The sequence below is a fragment of the Streptomyces saintjeani genome, from assembly GCF_055409605.1.
This window is the reverse complement of sequence record NZ_CP189624.1, coordinates 4,083,552-4,098,708: the sequence shown is the minus strand read 5'-3', so window position 1 is coordinate 4,098,708 and position 15,157 is coordinate 4,083,552. Positions and strand designations below refer to the sequence as shown.

Here is a 15,157-nt window from a genome sequence, read left to right as displayed (position 1 = left end):
CACAGCACCGCAGGTCACGGCCTGAGCTGTGTGGTACGGGATTCCGGGGACCCGGTAGCGTGAGCCGACGACTGTCGTGTAGTCCCCCGTTCGGAGGAGTCCCGTGACGCAGAGTGGACAGGGCGAGGAGCCCTCGGCGCGGCCCGCGCGCGAAGGCATCGTGCTGCCCTCCGACGGCGGTGAGCCGCTGCTGCCGGGCATGACGGGCGCGGCGGCACTCCCTCCGCCTCCCCGGTACGACCCCCAGCCGGACCCCGCCGCGCCGGTCGCCGGCCAGGGCTGGACACCGCCCCCGGCCCAGCCGTCCCACCCGTCCACGCAGAGCTGGCCGCTGCCCCCCGAGGGCGGCGACTCGCCGGTGACGTACGGACAGGGGGCGCCGGCCCTCTCGTACGACCAGCAGGCCCCCTACCAGCAGCCGTACGAGCCGCCCGCCGCCTACGGCCAGAGCACGCCGCTGCCGCCGATGGACGAGGGGGCGACGCAGTACATCCCGCCGGTGACGGACGGCGGCTACCCGGGCCAGGCACAGAACATGGGCGGATTCCCGGGCCAGTACCCGGACGCCGGTGGATTCCCCGGCCAGGCCCCCGCATTCCACGGCTCCGAGGGCGCCACGCAGTACCTGCCGCCGGTCGTCGACGGGCCGAACCCGGCGTACTCCCCGGACGGCGCGACGCAGTACCTCCCGCCCGTCCCGGCCGTCGAGGAGGGCGCGACGCAGGTCCTCCCGCCGGTCACCCCGGGCGCGCTGCCTCCGGAGATGGGCGGCTACCCGGGCGCGATGCCGTCCCCCGGCGGCTCCGAGGCCACCCAGATCATCCCGCCCGTGCCCGCCGGCGGCGGCGCCCCCGCCGGGTTCGAGAACCTGTTCCGCGACGAGCCCGGTGCGGCCACGTCCGGGGGAATCCCGCCGCAGCAGGGTTACGGACAGCCCCAGCAGGGGTACGGCCGTCCGCCGCAGCAGGCCCCGTACGGCCGACAGCCCGCCCCCGCGCCGTACGCCCAGCAGCCCTCGTACGACTACGACGACGACGCGCGCGGCCGGGGTGGCCGCAGCCGCTCCAAGGTGCCGTTGATCGTCGCGGCGGGCGTCGCGCTCGCGGCCGTCGGGATAGGCGCCGGGGCCCTGATGGGCAGCGGCGGCAACGACGACAAGGCGAACAGCACGAACGTCGCCGCGTCCGCCGACCCGAGCGGGGGCACCGGCACGAAGGCGGGGGACGGCGCCGAGGCGCAGGCCGCCGCGCTGGACAAGCTGCTCGCGGACAGCGGCAGCAGCCGCGCGACGGTGATCGGCGCGGTCGCGGACGTCAAGGCGTGCGACAACCTGGGCAAGGCCGCCGCCGACCTGCGCGACGCCGCCGGGCAGCGCAACGACCTGGTGACCAGGCTGTCCGCCCTGTCCGTCGACAAGCTCCCCGACCACACGGCCCTCACCGAGGCCCTCACGAAGGCGTGGCACGCCTCCGCCGCCGCCGACGACCACTACGCCGCCTGGGCCGACCAGGTCGCCGGCGACAAGAAGGGCTGCCGCAAGGGCCAGGCCCGTACGACGTCCGAGACGGCGGCCGGGAACAAGGAGAGCGGCACGGCGACGCAGCAGAAGGCGAAGGCGGCGGCGCTGTGGAACGTCATCGCGAAGAAGTACGGGCTGACGGAGCGGCAGCCGACGCAGCTCTGAGGGTCACCGCAGGCTCGCCGCCTGGAGCGACTTCGTCACGTCCACGAAGTCGCCGCGGGCGGCCACCAGCCGTCCCTGGCGGACCACTTGGAGCGTCACGGCCGAGTTGACCATCCGGGGGAAGCCGACCGACCCGAGGCGTCCGGAGAACTCCCAGCTGAGGGTGGGAGTGAGGCCGCCGGTGTTGACCTTCAGGCCGTCGTCGAGAGCGCCCCGCAGTGAACTGGCCGTCACATCTTCACCCTTGAGGGACTCGACGGCCTGTTTGAGGACCGTGAACGCGAGGTACGTCGTCTGCACTCCCGTGTCCTGCGCGTCGATCCGCGTGTCGGAGAACGCCTCCTCCTTGATGACCTTCTTCATCCCGTCCCACCGCCGGTCGCTCGCGACGGGGTACCAGCCGGTGACGTACGCCCCCTCGTACGGACTGCTCGCGCCGCCCGTCGAGTCGATCTCCGTCTGGTCGACGCTGCCGAGCACGGACGCCGTCCGCACCTCGGGGTACTCGTCGCGGACCCGGCGGAAGGAGTCCATGAAGATGCTCGTCCGGTCACCGAGCGCCGGGACGACGCACCCCTTCTTCGCCGCCGACCCGCGGGTCGCCTCCTTCAGCGCGGCCTCGGCCGCCGTACCGTACTCGGTCGCGTCCTCGGCGGCCCGCTGGTCGTCCGCCGCGGCGTGGCCGCCCGTCTCCAGGCCCGCGTCCAGCATCACCGGCTGCGGGTCGCCCGCGATCGTGTCCGGCCGTACCAGCGCGATCCGGCCGCAGGTCCTCGCGAGTTCCTCGCCGAGCCCCGCGAGCAGGGCCGGCTGGCCGCCGTTCACCGGGTACGACAGGGGGCTCGTGAACTCGTTCTCGGTGACGCCGTAGCCGCCTATGTACGGGACGCCCGCGCCCTCCAGCGGCGGGAAGAACGACTTGGAGTACTGGCTGTACGAGCCGACGACCGCGACCGCGCCCTCCTTGACCGCCTGCCGCGCGCACTGCGCCGCGCCCACCGTGTCGTTGTGGTCGTTGCAGGTCAGGATCTTGAGGTCACGGCCGCCCAGACCGCCGTTGTCGTTCACCCAGCGCGCGTACGCCTGCGCGAAGGCCGGCATCCCCGGCTTGTTCGTCGCGCCGGTGTCCTGCGGGGCCCACGTCATCACCACGACGGGGTCGTCCCCGGCACCCCCCGTGGTACCGGGGATGGCCCCGCAGCCGGCGACGAGCGACGCGCCGGCCACCAGAGTCGCCGTGCTGGCTCTGACAGACCTGGTGAAGCGGCCGGTCCTGGGGAGGAAGGTGCTGCGCGTGCGTCGCCTGCCGGTCATGGACACACACGCTTCCGTCACATCCCCAACTCGGGAGTCACTCGCGGTCAACGTGAGGTGACGCGGAGGTGAATTGCGCGCGGGCTGAGGGGCGGGGGTGGCAGGCGGGGCCGTACGGGGTGTCGGCGATCATAGGATCCATGACCTTGCAAGGACCGGAGAACCCTTCCCGTCGGGGCCGTCGCTCATCCACCATGGGCGTCATGCCACTCAACGACATGCCGTGGTGGCGCTGGCGCAGCAATGTGCGTTCCGCGCTGCACATGCTCTCCGATCCCGGTTTCCAGCGGGGCGTCTGGCTCGCCGGCGCCGAGGGGTACGGCGACGTCACCGACGCCGTGTACCGCCTCGTCGAGGACACCTGGCTCGACAACTGGTCGGCCGAGAAATACGTGGGCACGATCTTCCGGGACTCCCAGGAGGCGGCGCTCGTCGACACGGCCGTCCTGCGGGTGCTGCGGATCATGCACCAGGTGGGGCCGGACGCGCCGGTCTCCGCGTACCTCGATCACGCGGGGTGGGGGGAGGCGGTGCGGGCGGCGCGGGACGCGCATGTGCGGATGGCTGTGGCGGACGGGGAGGACCCGGAGGTGCCGCCGCAGACGCTGGAGGTGCTGCGGATGGTTACGCGGGCGGTTTAGGGGGTCTGTGGTGGGTGGGCGGGTGCGGGTCCGCTGTGGCCGGCCCGCACCCGCCCACCCACTGGAACCCCCCGAGGTCCCTGGCGTACGTATGGGACCCTGTCCGACATGAACGCGCAGTCCAGCCCCGCCGCCGCCCCGGCCCAGCAGTACATCCTCACCCTCTCCTGCCCCGACAAGGCCGGCATCGTGCACGCCGTGTCCAGCTACCTGTTCATGACCGGGTGCAACATCGAGGACAGCCAGCAGTTCGGCGACCACGACACGGGCCTGTTCTTCATGCGCGTCCATTTCTCCGCGGAGGAACCCGTCACCACCGACAAGCTGCGCGCCAGCTTCGCCGCGATCGGCGACTCGTTCCACATGGACTGGCAGATCAACCGCGCCGACGAACGCACCCGCGTCGTCCTCATGGTCAGCAAGTTCGGCCACTGCCTGAACGACCTGCTGTTCCGCGCGCGCACCGGCGCACTGCCGGTCGACATCGCCGCGGTCGTCTCCAACCACACGGACTTCGCGGAACTGGTCGGCTCGTACGGCATCCCCTTCCACCACATCCCGGTGACGAAGGACACGAAGTCCGACGCGGAGGCCCGCCTCCTGGAGATCGTCCGCGAGGAGAACGTCGAGCTGGTGGTCCTCGCCCGCTACATGCAGGTCCTCTCGGACGACCTGTGCAAGCAGCTCAGCGGCCGGATCATCAACATCCACCACTCGTTCCTCCCCAGCTTCAAGGGCGCGAAGCCGTACCACCAGGCGCATACGCGGGGCGTGAAGCTGATCGGCGCGACGGCGCACTATGTGACGGCCGACCTCGACGAGGGCCCGATCATCGAGCAGGAGGTCGAACGGGTGGGCCACGACGTCACGCCGGACCAGCTGGTGGCGATCGGCCGCGACGTGGAGTGCCAGGCGCTGGCGCGAGCGGTGAAGTGGCACGCGGAACGCAGGATCCTCTTGAACGGCCGCCGCACGGTGGTGTTCGCGTAGCAGCCGGGGTGGTGCTGGCGGGTAGGCGGGCGCGGGTACGGCGTGGCCGTTCGGGCAGTTCCCCGCGCCCCTGGAAGACCGGCTGGCACCTGCGGTTTTTAGGGCGCGGGGCTGTGTTCGACATGCGGCTCCGCCGCGTGGGCGCGAGCAACCACACACAACCCGCAGTCGCCGACTTCCCGCCCCCTACATTCGGCTCAACGCCGCCGCCGCGAACAGCACATCCCTGATCGCCTCCCGGTCCCCGACCTGGCCCGCAGCCGCGTCGTCCGGTGCGATGTGCCCGGCGGCGAGCTGACAGAACTCGACCCCGTCGAGAGCGATGTGCGCGACCTCGTACTCGGCGGACCCGACGGCCGCGGGCGAGTCGAGCGGGATGAACCACTCGCCCCCACCGAGCCCCTCGATCTCCAGCCGGAGGCTGCGCCCGGGGTGCCCCGCGGGGACGAGGTGACGCGTACGCCCCGGAGACGCGAGCCCGGCAAGGCGCCGCTCGGCCAGCGCGGCGGGCAGCATCCGCGCGGCCAGCTCGATCATCGCGCGCAGATGACGCGGCGCGGGCGGATCGTACGGATAGTCCACTGCCTGCGCGATGTCGTCCGCGTGGACCCAGCACTCGAAGGCCCGGTCCAGCAGTGCGTCCCGCAGGGGCAGTTCGAAGTCGCCGTAGGACACCCCGAGCCCCCCGGCGGAGCCGCCCGTGAAGGACGCGGTCCGCACGATGTCGTGGGCCTGGGCCCGCCAGGGCGCGCGCACGGTACGGGTGTGCGGGAACCGGGAGCTGCGCCAGGAGAACTCGGTCCGGGCGACGGGCCCGCACCCCATTTCGTCCGCACCCCCGCGCAGCGGATCGTCGAGCCCGAGCGCGACGGCGACGAGCCCGTCGACCGCGTGGAGGTGCGCGATGACCCCGGCGACGGTGGTGCGCCGGTTCTCCTGCCGCTCCCCGGTGAACCACCGCAGCCGTACGGGCGCGTGCCACTCGGAGTCCCCGAAGTCCTGGAGCAGCGCGTCGAGCCGGGCGGCCTCCGCGTCGTACGGCAGGGCCCACTCCGGCACGGGGATGCGCGGCGGACGCCGTTCGAGACAGCTCGCGAGGACCCGCGTACGCAGCCCGGGGTCGAGGTCGAGCGGCTCGGGCCGCTGGAGCAGCCCGACGGCCTCGCGCAGCCGCCGCGCCTCGTCGGCGCAGGCCCCGCACCCGCCGAGGTGTTCCTCGACGGCCTCGGACTCCTCCGCGGAGCACGCCGCCAGCGCCCACGCGCCGAGCAGTGACTTGAGCACCGGGTGCTCCAGAGGGGGTGTCGGCGGTGCGGGGACGCCCCCGCCTTCCTGTCGTACGGCGGGGTACGCCGCGTCGTCCTCGGCGGCGGCGCGCGGCAGCGGTATCCGGGGCGAGGGCCGGCCGGGGTCCGGGGCGCCGGGGGTTCCCGGGCTGCCGGGAGGGCCTGGGGTGCCGGGCGTTTTGGGAACGCCTGGGGTGCCGTACCCGTCCGGGTCGAAGGGGTCCTCGGCGTGCCGGTCGGCGTTGGTCATGCCGCACCCCCGTAGCCGGGGCCGGGTGGTGCGCCGGGTGCCGCGCTGTCGTGGGCCGTGGACAGCAGCTGGAGGCCGAGGCGGAGCCGGCGGCGCGCCTCGTCCTCGGTGACGCCGAGGTCGGCGGCGGTCTGGCGGTAGTCGCGGCGCTGGAAGTAGGCGAGTTCGAGCGCGCTGCGCAGGGGCGTCGGCATGGACTGGACGATGTAGTCGGCGCGGGCGGCGACCGAGGCGTGCCGGACGCGGTGTTCGAGGTCCTCGGGGGAGCCGGAGGCGCCGTGCGCGAGGTCGGCGGCGCCGGTGTCGCGCAGGTGCTGGACGGCGAGGCGGTGGGTGAGGGCGGCGATCCAGGTGCGCAGGGGGCCCTGCTTGGGGTCGTACGCGTCGGGGTGCTGCCACACGTGTGTGAACACCTCGCGCGTGATGCGGTCGGCTCCGCGCTCGTCCCCGAGCACGCGGTGGGCGAGGCCGTGCACGAGCGAAGCGAATCGGTCGTACAGCTCGCCGAGCGCCGCCGCCTCGCCGCGCGCCAGCCGCTGCTGCATCTTGCGGTCCCAGCGGGGCAGTGCGTCCTTCTTCGCCATGCGGCCCCCTCCACCCGTTTCTGCCGTCACCTCGAATGTAGTCGTCCCCTCTGACATCGCACGCTCGTTTGTCGCATTGTGCTCCCCGGACCCGTCATGGGGTGATAAAGGGGCTCTTCTGTCCGCCTTGTGCGCCGCCTACCCCGTTCCGGCGCGATCAAGCCATGATCGAAACGGATCATTTTCCGACCGATCGTGCACTGATCGTGCACCGGTGGTGCCCGGACATGACCCGACGGGAACCAGCCTCCTTCGTTCGGTGTCCGTTTCCCGCCCGGTGTTTCGGGGAACGGCCGGTGGGCAGCCGCGCTGCAAGGAAACGAGGGGAAGCGAAGGGACCGCTTCCGGGGGACGTCCGTTTCCGGACCGGCGAGCGAAGGGCGTGGTGGTGGCGATCAAAGTGACCGGTGAGGAGCGGGGCCGCTGGGCCGTGCTCCATGTGGCGGGCGAACTGGACCTGGTCACCTCGACCAGCCTGCGCCGACGGGTCCACGACGAGGTGGCCGAGGGCCGTCACCTCCTCGTCCTCGACCTCTCCGGCGTCCGGTTCTGCGACTCCAGCGGCGTCGGCGTCCTCATCGCCGCCCGCCGCCTCCTGCGCTCCTGCGGGGGCCGGCTGCGCCTCGTCCTCCCGGCGGGCGGCGGCCAGGACGCGCACGTCAACAAGGTCTTCGGCGCGCTCGGCGTGCGGCGGCTGTTCGACGTGTACGCGAGCCTCGACGAGGCGACGGCGGAGGAGGAACAGCCGAGCCAGGTGTCGGCGTAGCCGATCGCCGCTACGGCACCTCGGCGCCCTCCGGCGTCACAGCGTCCGCCCGGCCTCGGTCACGAAGGCCGTCACCGCCGCGCGCGTGATGTCGCGGCGTGTCTCCAGTTCGGCCCGGTCGGGGGCCCTGTGCAGCTGGTCGGTCAGCTCCAGCGCCTCGCGCGCCCGCGCGACCAGCGCCTCGTCCGACGTGAGCAGCTGGACACGGAACAGCGCCTCCTGGACCGTCGTCCGCAGCGCGTACCCCTCCAGGCGGGCCCGGCGCGACTCCTCCGGCTCGTTGTCCTCGTGCAGCCGGAACCACCGGTCCAGCAGCACCCGCCGGTAGGCGACCAGCGCGCCCGCGTACGCGGAGTACGCGGCCATCCGCTCCTGCCGCAGCCGCTCGGCGCGCGCGAAGCGCTCCGCCCGCTCGGCCGCCCGCACCTGGAACCGGTGGGTGACCCCCGCGCCGAGCAGGGTCCCCAGCACCGCCACGAGACTCGCCGCCAACGTCTCCACGCCGGACAGTTGATCACACCACCTTCTGCTCAGCCCTCCGAATACCGCTCCCGCAGCTTGTACTTGAGCACCTTGCGCAGCGTCTCGTTGCGCGGCAGCGCCTCGACCACCTCCAGCCGCTCCGGCAGCTTGTGCGGCGAGAGCCCCTGCTCGCGGAGGTGGGCGACGACGCCCGCCAGGCTCAACTCGCCCTGCCCGTCCACCGGTTCCACCACCGCGCACACCAGCTCCCCGCGCTCCGCGTCCGGCAGCCCCACCACCGCGGCCTCCCCGATGCCGGGGTGCGCGGCGAGGAGGTCCTCGATCTCCTTCGCGGAGACGTTCTCGCCCTTGCGGATGATGACGTCCTTCAGCCGGCCGGTGAGGACCAGGTGCCCGGTCGGGGTGACGTACCCGAGGTCGCCGGTGCGCAGGAACCCGTCCGCGTCGAACGCCCCGGCGGTCTGGTCGGGGTCCAGGTACCCCTGGCAGACGGCCTCGCCGCGCAGCCGCACCTCGCCGTCGACGATGCGTATCTCCATCCCTTCCGGCGGTCTCCCTTCTGTCGTCGCCAGGTTCTCCGGGGTGTCGTCCGGCGAGCCCATCGTGATCATCGGTACCTCGGTCATGCCGTATCCGTGCGTCAGCTGCACCTCCAGCTCCCGTACCACCGCGTGGTACACCTCCGGCGGCTTCGGCGCTCCGCCGCCCGCGAGGAGCCTCAGCGTCGGGATCACCTTCGTCCCCGGCCGCTTGCGCTGCTCCGCGAGGAACATCGAGTAGAACGCCGTCGACCCGCCCGCCACCGTCACGCCGTGCCGCCGGAACTCTCCGAGCGCCTCGGGGAGGGCGAACCGCTCGAACATCACCGCCGGGAAGCCGTAGAGCAGCAGCATCACCATGTAGTCCGGCCCCCCGATGTGGGCGTACGGGAAGGCCATCGACCCCACGTCCGTCTCCGACAGGCGCAGTGCGTGGGCGAGGCAGGCACCCCCGGCGATGAGCGAGCGGTCTGTGTGGAGAACTCCCTTGGGGTCCGAGGTCGTTCCCGAGGTCCAGTAGATCCACCGAACGGAGTAACCGTCGCTGGGTGGAGCGGGCAGAACGGCCGGGTCGCCGGTGGGCAGCCGGTCGTACGCCTCGAAGATCCCCTTCGCGCCGAGCCGCCGCGCCAGGCCGGTGTGGTCGAAGTCCCGCCAGACGCCCGGCACGGCGAAGAACTCGGCCCTGGACTCCCGCAGCGCGAAGCCGACCTCGCGGTCCCGGTAGAACGGGATCACGGGGCTCTGGACGGCGCCCAGGCGCGCGAGCGCGAAGGACAGGACGGCCGTCTCGATCCGGGTGGGGAGCTGCCAGGCGACGACCGTGCCGGGGCGCACCCCCATGCCGTACAGGCCGGCCGCCGTGCGCTCGGCGCCGTCGCGCAGTTCGCCGAACGTCAGCGCGCGGTCGTCCTGGAGGAGCACCGGGCGGTCGGGGGTGAGGGCGGCGCGGCGGTCGAGGAGTTCCCAGAGGGTGCGGGCGGAGCTCAGCGCGTGCGCGGTGTCGGTCACTTCGGGCCCCCTGCTTCTCTGACGGGTCGTCAGATCGTAGGAGCGTGCGCCTTGTCGGTCCAGGGGTGCGGGGCTAGTCTGCGCGTGACGACAGGATCTGACGGTCCATCAGATATCGGGAGTGGGGGCCTCATGGGCGAGCTGCCGCGCATCGTCAGCGTCGACGACCACGTGATCGAGCCGGCGCACCTCTTCGAGACCTGGCTGCCGGCGAAGTACCGGGAGCACGGGCCGAAGCCGCTGACCGCCGGGATCGGCGAACTGGCCTACATCGGCGGCAAGTACCAGATCACGATGGACCCGGACGGGCCGCCCGCCGACTGGTGGATCTACGAGGGCCTCAAGTTCCCCTACAAGCGCGTCATCGCCGCCGTCGGCTTCGACCGCGACGACATGACCCTGGAGGGCATCACGCGCGCGGAGATGCGCCCCGGCTGCTACGACCCGGTCGAGCGGCTCAAGGACATGGACCTCAACCACGTCGAGGCGAGCCTGTGCTTCCCGTCCTTCCCGCGCTTCTGCGGGCAGACCTTCGCGGAGGCGCAGGACAAGGACGTCGCCCTCGCGTGCGTGCGCGCCTACAACGACTGGATGGTCGAGGAGTGGTGCGGCTCCAGCGGCGGACGGCTCATCCCGCTCTGCCTGATCCCCCTGTGGGACGTCGGCCTCGCCGTCGAGGAGATCCGGCGCAACGCCGCGCGCGGGGTGCGCGCCGTGACGTTCTCCGAGATCCCCACCCACCTCGGCCTGCCGTCCATCCACTCCGGCTACTGGGACCCCTTCTTCGCGGCCTGCCAGGACACCGGGACGGTCGTCAACATGCACATCGGCTCGTCCTCCCAGATGCCCGCCGCCTCCCCCGACGCGCCGCCGGCCGTCCAGGCGGCCCTGTCGTTCAACAACGCCATGGCGTCGATGATGGACTTCCTCTTCAGCGGTGTCCTGGTGCGCTTCCCGCGCCTCAAACTCGCCTACTCCGAGGGGCAGATGGGCTGGATCCCGTACGCCCTGGAGCGCGCCGACGACGTCTGGGAGGAACACCGCGCGTGGGGCGGCGTCCGCGACCTGGTCCCCGAACCGCCGTCGACGTACTACTACCGGCAGATCTTCTGCTGCTTCTTCCGCGACAGGCACGGCGTCGCCTCCATCGACGTCGTCGGCCGCGACAACGCCACCTTCGAGACGGACTACCCGCACGTCGACTCGACGTTCCCGCACACCAAACAGATCGCCCTGGAGCACGTCGAGGGGCTCGACGAGGAGACGACCTACAAGCTGATGCGCGGCAACGCGATCCGCATGCTCGACCTGGACCTCGACAAGTAGCGCGCATGGACCTGGCGTACACGCCCGAGGAGGAGGAGTTCCGCGCGCGCCTGCGCGCGTGGCTGACGGAAACGCTGCCCCTGCTGCCGCCGAAGCCGTCGCCGGACGACTGGCCCGCGCGGCGCGCGTACGACCTCGGCTGGCAGCGCAGGCTGTACGACGCCGGCTACGCGCACGTGCACTGGGACGCCTCCCCGACGGTCCGCCTGATCTTTCTGGAGGAGACCGAGCGGGCCGGCGCGCCCTACGTGGGCGCGGGCTTCGTGGGCCTCCTGCACGCGGGCCCGACGATCGCCGCCGAGGGCACGGCCGAGCAGCGGGAACGCTGGCTGGAGCCGATCCTGCGCGGCGAGGAGGTCTGGTGCCAGGGGTTCAGCGAACCGGACGCCGGCTCCGACCTCGCCTCCCTGCGCACGCGCGCGCGGCGCGACGGCGACGTCTACCGGGTCACCGGCTCCAAGATCTGGACGTCCCACGCGGAGGTCGCCGACTGGTGCGAACTCCTCGTGCGCACCGACCCGGACGCCCCCAAGCACCGGGGGATCACCTGGCTCGCGATGCCGATGGACGCGCCGGGCATCACCGTACGGCCGCTGCGCACGCTCGCCGGGTCCGCCGAGTTCGCCGAGGTGTTCCTCGACGACGTGCCGGTGCCGGTCGGGAACCGGGTCGGCGGCGAGAACGACGGCTGGCGCGTCACGATGGTCACGCTCTCCTTCGAGCGCGGCACCGCCTTCGCCGGCGAGGTGGTCGCCTGTCGCCGCGTGCTGGCCGAACTCGCCCGCGAGGCCCTGGCGGTCGGCCGCTGGGACGATCCGGCCCTACGGCGCCGTCTGGGCCGCCTGGACGCCGAGCTGCGGGCGCTGTGGCGGCTCGTCCAGTGGAACGTCTCGGAGGCGACCGCGAACGGCGTGCCCGGCGTGGGGGGCTCGGTCTTCAAGCTGCGCTTCTCGCACGCGCGCCAGGAGCTGTACGACGCCGCCGCCGAGGTGCTGGGCGACGCGGCGCTGGATCTGGACCGGCCGTGGGTGCTGGAGCGGCTGTCGTCGCTGTCGTACACGATCGCGGCGGGGACGTCGCAGATCCAGCGGACGATCGTGGCGGAACGGGTGCTGGGGCTGCCCAAGGGGCGCTGACGGGGAGGGACTTGTGAGATTCCGGCTGACCGACGACCAGCGTGCCCTGCGCGCGGGCGTGCGTGAGGTGCTCGACCGGCGCTTCGGGCCCGACGAACTGCGGGCCGCCGTGGGGAAACCCGTGCTGGACCGGGCGCTGTGGCGGTCCCTGGGGGAGGCCGGGTTCTTCGCGCTGCGGCTGCCCGAGGCGGACGGCGGGGTCGGACTCGGGCTGCCGGAGGCGGTGCTGGCGTTCGAGGAGGCCGGACGGGCGCTGCTGCCGGGGCCGTTGGTGGCGACGCACCTCGCGGCGGGGGCGGTGCCGGGCGCGGCGCAGGGGGAGACCGTCGTCGCGATGGTCGACGGGGGGCTCGTGGAGTGGTGGGCGGAGGCGGACGTTGTGATCGGGGAGGGGGGTGCGGCCGGGGTGGGCGGTTCGGGGGCTGTCGCGATGCGGTCGGTCGATCCGCTGACGCCGCTGCACCGCGTCGCTCCGCGCGTGGGAGACCCGGTCGCCGTCCCGCGCGCGGGTGACCCCGTCGCCGTTCTCCTCACCGCCGCCGAACAGCTCGGCACCGCCGCGCGCGCGTGCGAGCTGGCCGTCGGACACGCGCGTACGCGCGAGCAGTTCGGGCGTCCCATCGGCGCGTTCCAGGCGGTGCAGCACCTGTGCGCCGAGGCGCTGGTGCGCGTGGAGGTCGCGCGCGCGGCGGTGTACGCGGCGTCGGTCACCGGGGACGCCGTCGACATCGCGTGCGCGCGGGTGCTCGCCGACGAGGCCGCCGTACAGGGCGCGCGGGACTGCCTCCAGGTGTTCGGCGGGATGGGGTTCACCTGGGAGGCGGACGTACATCTGTTGCTCAAGCGCGCGTGGGTGCGGGCGAGGCGGGCGGGAGGGGCGTGCGAGAGCGAGGAACTGCTCGCGCGGGAGCTGCTCTCCGGGGCCGGCTGACACCGCCGTGGCCTGCGGGGACGGTGCCGCGCGCGGGGGCGCGGCGTACGGATGTCGACGATTGTGGCAACGGGCGATGACGGTGTGTCGATACCTGGTTGTGTCCCGCGCGTGACCCGTCACGGTGTGGAGTCGGGGATTCGCTCCGGTACCTTCGGGGGATGCGAGTGGTTCCGGGTGTGAGCCGCCCCGGTGTCGCCTGTCCGACTTCCGCAGAGGGGGGTCGCACAGTATGCCGCACGGGTACTCCTTCACGCTGGAATATGCCCGAAGCGCTCGTCGGGGTGACGGAACGTCGATCAAGCTGTTCTGCAAGGGATTCACGTTCTGTCACGACGCCTCGGGCCGTTGCCGGGGGCGCGCGGGAAATGGCTACGATCGTGGCCCTCGTCGTCATGGTGGGCACGTCGCCGTCGTGGCGCGCGGGGCTGTGTCCGCCGGTTCGGATGGTGTGAGCGGTGCAGGTGCTTCAGACGCAGTTGGAGATCCGGCCCGACCCCGCGGAGGTGGGGCGGGCCCGCAGATGGGCGTGCGCGCGCCTGGCCGGGTCGGCGCTGGCCGACGACGACGCGCTCGCCGAGACGCTCGCGCTGATCGTCTCCGAACTGGTCACCAACGCCGTCGTGCACACCGGCCGTCCGGCCGTCCTGAGCCTCTGTCTGCCCGGTGAGGCGGCCGGCGCGGCCACGGTGCGCCTGGAGGTCGCCGACGGCAGCGAGAGGGCTCCTGTGCCCCGCTGCGCGACCGACGACGCCACCGGCGGGCGCGGCCTCGCCCTCGTCGACGGGCTCGCCGACCGCTGGGGGTGGGCCGCCGAGGGCACCGGCAAACGGATCTGGTGCGAACTCGACCGTCCCGCGCGGGCGCAGGGGCATGTCGCGGCGGAGTGCGGGCGGGCGCTGGGGATCTTCGAGGGGCTGGCCTACGGCGCCGTGTGACCCGCGTGCGCGTACGTGTGCCTGATCCGCACGGCGAGGGCCGGCGGTGCGCCCGGCCGTGCTTCCGTGCGCGCCCGGCGCGAAGCGGGCGTACAACCACAAAACCCTGAGAGGGTGTTGACGTGACGTGTCCGTTTGATCACGCTTGTGGTCAGCGATTCGCCGCGAGGGGACGGCGAGGGCTTCGGTGACGGAAGTCCTCGGCGAGTGTGGGTCGTTGATTCGGCGTCGGTTCCCTCTCGGGGCGAGGGGACGCAGGGCGGGCGCGCCGAGTCCGGACGGCGGTGCGCGGTGCCGTGCTCGGGGCGGGCGCGGCGTGCCGCCGTCCGGTGCGTACGGGCGAGCGCTCAGAGGACCGCGACGGGCGCCACGGGTGTGCCGGTCGCGCCGACGAACGGTTCCGGCATCGCCGACAGCAGGAACGCGTACCGCCCGGTTTCTCCACAGGCTGTGGACAACTCCTCCAGATTCCAGTTCTGCCCCTGGAGCATCCCCATCTCGACCAGGTCGAGCGCGTGCACCGGCAGCCACAGGTCCTCGATCTCCGGCGGGAAGATCTCGAAGGTCAGCGTGTCGTTCGCGACGGCGGCGACGTCCCGCGCGTGGAACCACTCCGGCGTCCGTACCGACAGCCCCGGCGACGGGTACGCGTACGCGTGCCGGTCCCCGCCGAGATACACCCGCACCTGCCCGGTCCGTACGAGGACGACGTCCCCCGCGCGCACGCGCACCTTGCCGAACTCCTCGGCCGCCGCCAGGTCCTGAGGCGTGACCGCGTGCCCGCCGTCCAGCTTCTCGACGCCCCGCGCGCGGGCGACGTCGAGCAGCACGCCCCGTGAGACGACGTGCCGCGCGGTGGCGATGCCGCTGAAGGCCGCGCCCGCGTGCGCGGTGATCGTGCCCGCCGGGCGCCCGTTGTAGATCCGCCCCGAGTGCGAGACGTGCGTCAGCGCGTCCCAGTGGGTGCCGGCCTGGAGGCCCATGGTCACCGCGTCGTCGCTGCACGCCACCGTGCCGGGGCCGAAGATCTCCTGGTTGATCTGCGTCATCGCGTGCAGCGGGTTGACGCGCCCGGGGATCGCCCCGGTCTGCACGCCGTCCTCCTTGAGGGGCAGCGCGAGCGGCACCCGGCGCCCGTCGCGCACCTCGGCGGCGGCCCGGCGTACGACGTCGCCGGTGATCAGGTTGAGCGTGCCGATCTCGTCGTCCGCTCCCCAACGCCCCCAGTTGTTCACGCGTTTCGCGATCTCGTGGAACTCCTCCGGCAGTGTCATCCGG

At 72.7% G+C, this 15,157-nt stretch carries 14 protein-coding genes; 8 read left to right on the top strand and 6 right to left on the bottom strand.

Going from position 1 to position 15,157, the window contains the following annotated elements; translation table 11 throughout:
• Positions 1–103 precede the first annotated feature (103 nt).
• Positions 104–1,684: a hypothetical protein gene (locus ACQCO7_RS18445; RefSeq protein WP_464072886.1), complete on the top strand. Its 1,581-nt coding sequence runs from the start codon at positions 104–106 to the stop codon at positions 1,682–1,684.
• A 3-nt stretch (positions 1,685–1,687) separates the two neighbouring features.
• Here ACQCO7_RS18445 and ACQCO7_RS18440 read toward each other — a convergent pair whose 3' ends face one another.
• Complete coding sequence (locus tag ACQCO7_RS18440) at positions 1,688–2,998, bottom strand: ABC transporter substrate-binding protein (protein WP_464072885.1); 1,311 nt, start codon at positions 2,996–2,998, stop codon at positions 1,688–1,690.
• A gap of 140 nt (positions 2,999–3,138) precedes the next feature.
• Between ACQCO7_RS18440 and ACQCO7_RS18435 the strand changes: the two genes are divergently transcribed.
• On the top strand, positions 3,139–3,639 hold the full coding sequence (locus ACQCO7_RS18435; protein WP_464072884.1) for an SCO4402 family protein: 501 nt from the start codon (positions 3,139–3,141) through the stop codon (positions 3,637–3,639).
• 108 nt (positions 3,640–3,747) lie between these two features.
• Positions 3,748–4,629 (top strand): formyltetrahydrofolate deformylase, encoded by an 882-nt coding sequence (purU, locus tag ACQCO7_RS18430; RefSeq protein WP_464072883.1) that lies wholly within the window; start codon positions 3,748–3,750, stop codon positions 4,627–4,629.
• A gap of 186 nt (positions 4,630–4,815) precedes the next feature.
• Here purU and ACQCO7_RS18425 read toward each other — a convergent pair whose 3' ends face one another.
• Positions 4,816–6,165 carry a zf-HC2 domain-containing protein gene (locus ACQCO7_RS18425; protein ID WP_464072882.1) on the bottom strand — a complete coding sequence of 450 codons (1,350 nt, stop codon included), beginning with the start codon at positions 6,163–6,165 and terminating at the stop codon, positions 4,816–4,818.
• A complete protein-coding gene (locus ACQCO7_RS18420) occupies positions 6,162–6,749 on the bottom strand; it encodes a sigma-70 family RNA polymerase sigma factor (RefSeq protein ID WP_464072881.1) in 588 nt (195 codons plus the stop codon). The genes ACQCO7_RS18425 and ACQCO7_RS18420 overlap by 4 nt, the downstream gene beginning before the upstream one ends.
• 382 nt (positions 6,750–7,131) lie before the next feature.
• Between ACQCO7_RS18420 and ACQCO7_RS18415 the strand changes: the two genes are divergently transcribed.
• On the top strand, positions 7,132–7,515 hold the full coding sequence (locus ACQCO7_RS18415) for an STAS domain-containing protein (protein ID WP_464072880.1): 384 nt from the start codon (positions 7,132–7,134) through the stop codon (positions 7,513–7,515).
• Positions 7,516–7,551: 36 nt separating this feature from the next.
• On the opposite strand, the gene ACQCO7_RS18410 is transcribed toward ACQCO7_RS18415, so the two are convergent.
• Positions 7,552–8,016, bottom strand: coding sequence for a hypothetical protein (locus tag ACQCO7_RS18410; RefSeq protein WP_464072879.1), 465 nt, complete (start codon positions 8,014–8,016; stop codon positions 7,552–7,554).
• 29 nt (positions 8,017–8,045) lie between these two features.
• Entirely contained in the window at positions 8,046–9,548 is a 1,503-nt protein-coding gene (locus tag ACQCO7_RS18405; protein WP_464072878.1) for a class I adenylate-forming enzyme family protein, read from the bottom strand.
• Between the two features lie 132 nt (positions 9,549–9,680).
• Here ACQCO7_RS18405 and ACQCO7_RS18400 point away from each other — a divergent pair, with 132 nt between their 5' ends.
• From ACQCO7_RS18400 to ACQCO7_RS18385, 4 genes are all read left to right on the top strand, one after another.
• Positions 9,681–10,874, top strand: a complete 1,194-nt coding sequence (locus tag ACQCO7_RS18400) for an amidohydrolase family protein (RefSeq protein WP_464072877.1) — start codon at positions 9,681–9,683, stop codon at positions 10,872–10,874.
• Between the two features lie 5 nt (positions 10,875–10,879).
• Positions 10,880–12,010 (top strand): acyl-CoA dehydrogenase family protein, encoded by a 1,131-nt coding sequence (locus ACQCO7_RS18395; RefSeq protein ID WP_464072876.1) that lies wholly within the window; start codon positions 10,880–10,882, stop codon positions 12,008–12,010.
• A gap of 13 nt (positions 12,011–12,023) precedes the next feature.
• Entirely contained in the window at positions 12,024–12,941 is a 918-nt protein-coding gene (locus ACQCO7_RS18390) for an acyl-CoA dehydrogenase family protein (protein ID WP_464072875.1), read from the top strand.
• Between the two features lie 458 nt (positions 12,942–13,399).
• Positions 13,400–13,879: an ATP-binding protein gene (locus ACQCO7_RS18385; protein ID WP_464072874.1), complete on the top strand. Its 480-nt coding sequence runs from the start codon at positions 13,400–13,402 to the stop codon at positions 13,877–13,879.
• A 347-nt stretch (positions 13,880–14,226) separates the two neighbouring features.
• On the opposite strand, the gene ACQCO7_RS18380 is transcribed toward ACQCO7_RS18385, so the two are convergent.
• Entirely contained in the window at positions 14,227–15,153 is a 927-nt protein-coding gene (locus tag ACQCO7_RS18380; RefSeq protein ID WP_010357816.1) for a cyclase family protein, read from the bottom strand.
• Positions 15,154–15,157: the final 4 nt, after the last annotated feature.

Excerpts from the sequence above, each read along its gene's own strand:
- ACQCO7_RS18425 (WP_464072882.1), bottom strand. The coding sequence starts at position 6,165 with ATGACCAACGCCGACCGGCACGCCGAGGACCCCTTCGACCCGGACGGG.
- ACQCO7_RS18435 (WP_464072884.1), top strand. The coding sequence starts at position 3,139 with ATGACCTTGCAAGGACCGGAGAACCCTTCCCGTCGGGGCCGTCGCTCA.
- ACQCO7_RS18400 (WP_464072877.1), top strand. The coding sequence starts at position 9,681 with ATGGGCGAGCTGCCGCGCATCGTCAGCGTCGACGACCACGTGATCGAG.
- ACQCO7_RS18380 (WP_010357816.1), bottom strand. The coding sequence starts at position 15,153 with ATGACACTGCCGGAGGAGTTCCACGAGATCGCGAAACGCGTGAACAAC.
- ACQCO7_RS18420 (WP_464072881.1), bottom strand. The coding sequence starts at position 6,749 with ATGGCGAAGAAGGACGCACTGCCCCGCTGGGACCGCAAGATGCAGCAG.
- ACQCO7_RS18395 (WP_464072876.1), top strand. The coding sequence starts at position 10,880 with ATGGACCTGGCGTACACGCCCGAGGAGGAGGAGTTCCGCGCGCGCCTG.
- ACQCO7_RS18440 (WP_464072885.1), bottom strand. The coding sequence starts at position 2,998 with ATGACCGGCAGGCGACGCACGCGCAGCACCTTCCTCCCCAGGACCGGC.
- purU (WP_464072883.1), top strand. The coding sequence starts at position 3,748 with ATGAACGCGCAGTCCAGCCCCGCCGCCGCCCCGGCCCAGCAGTACATC.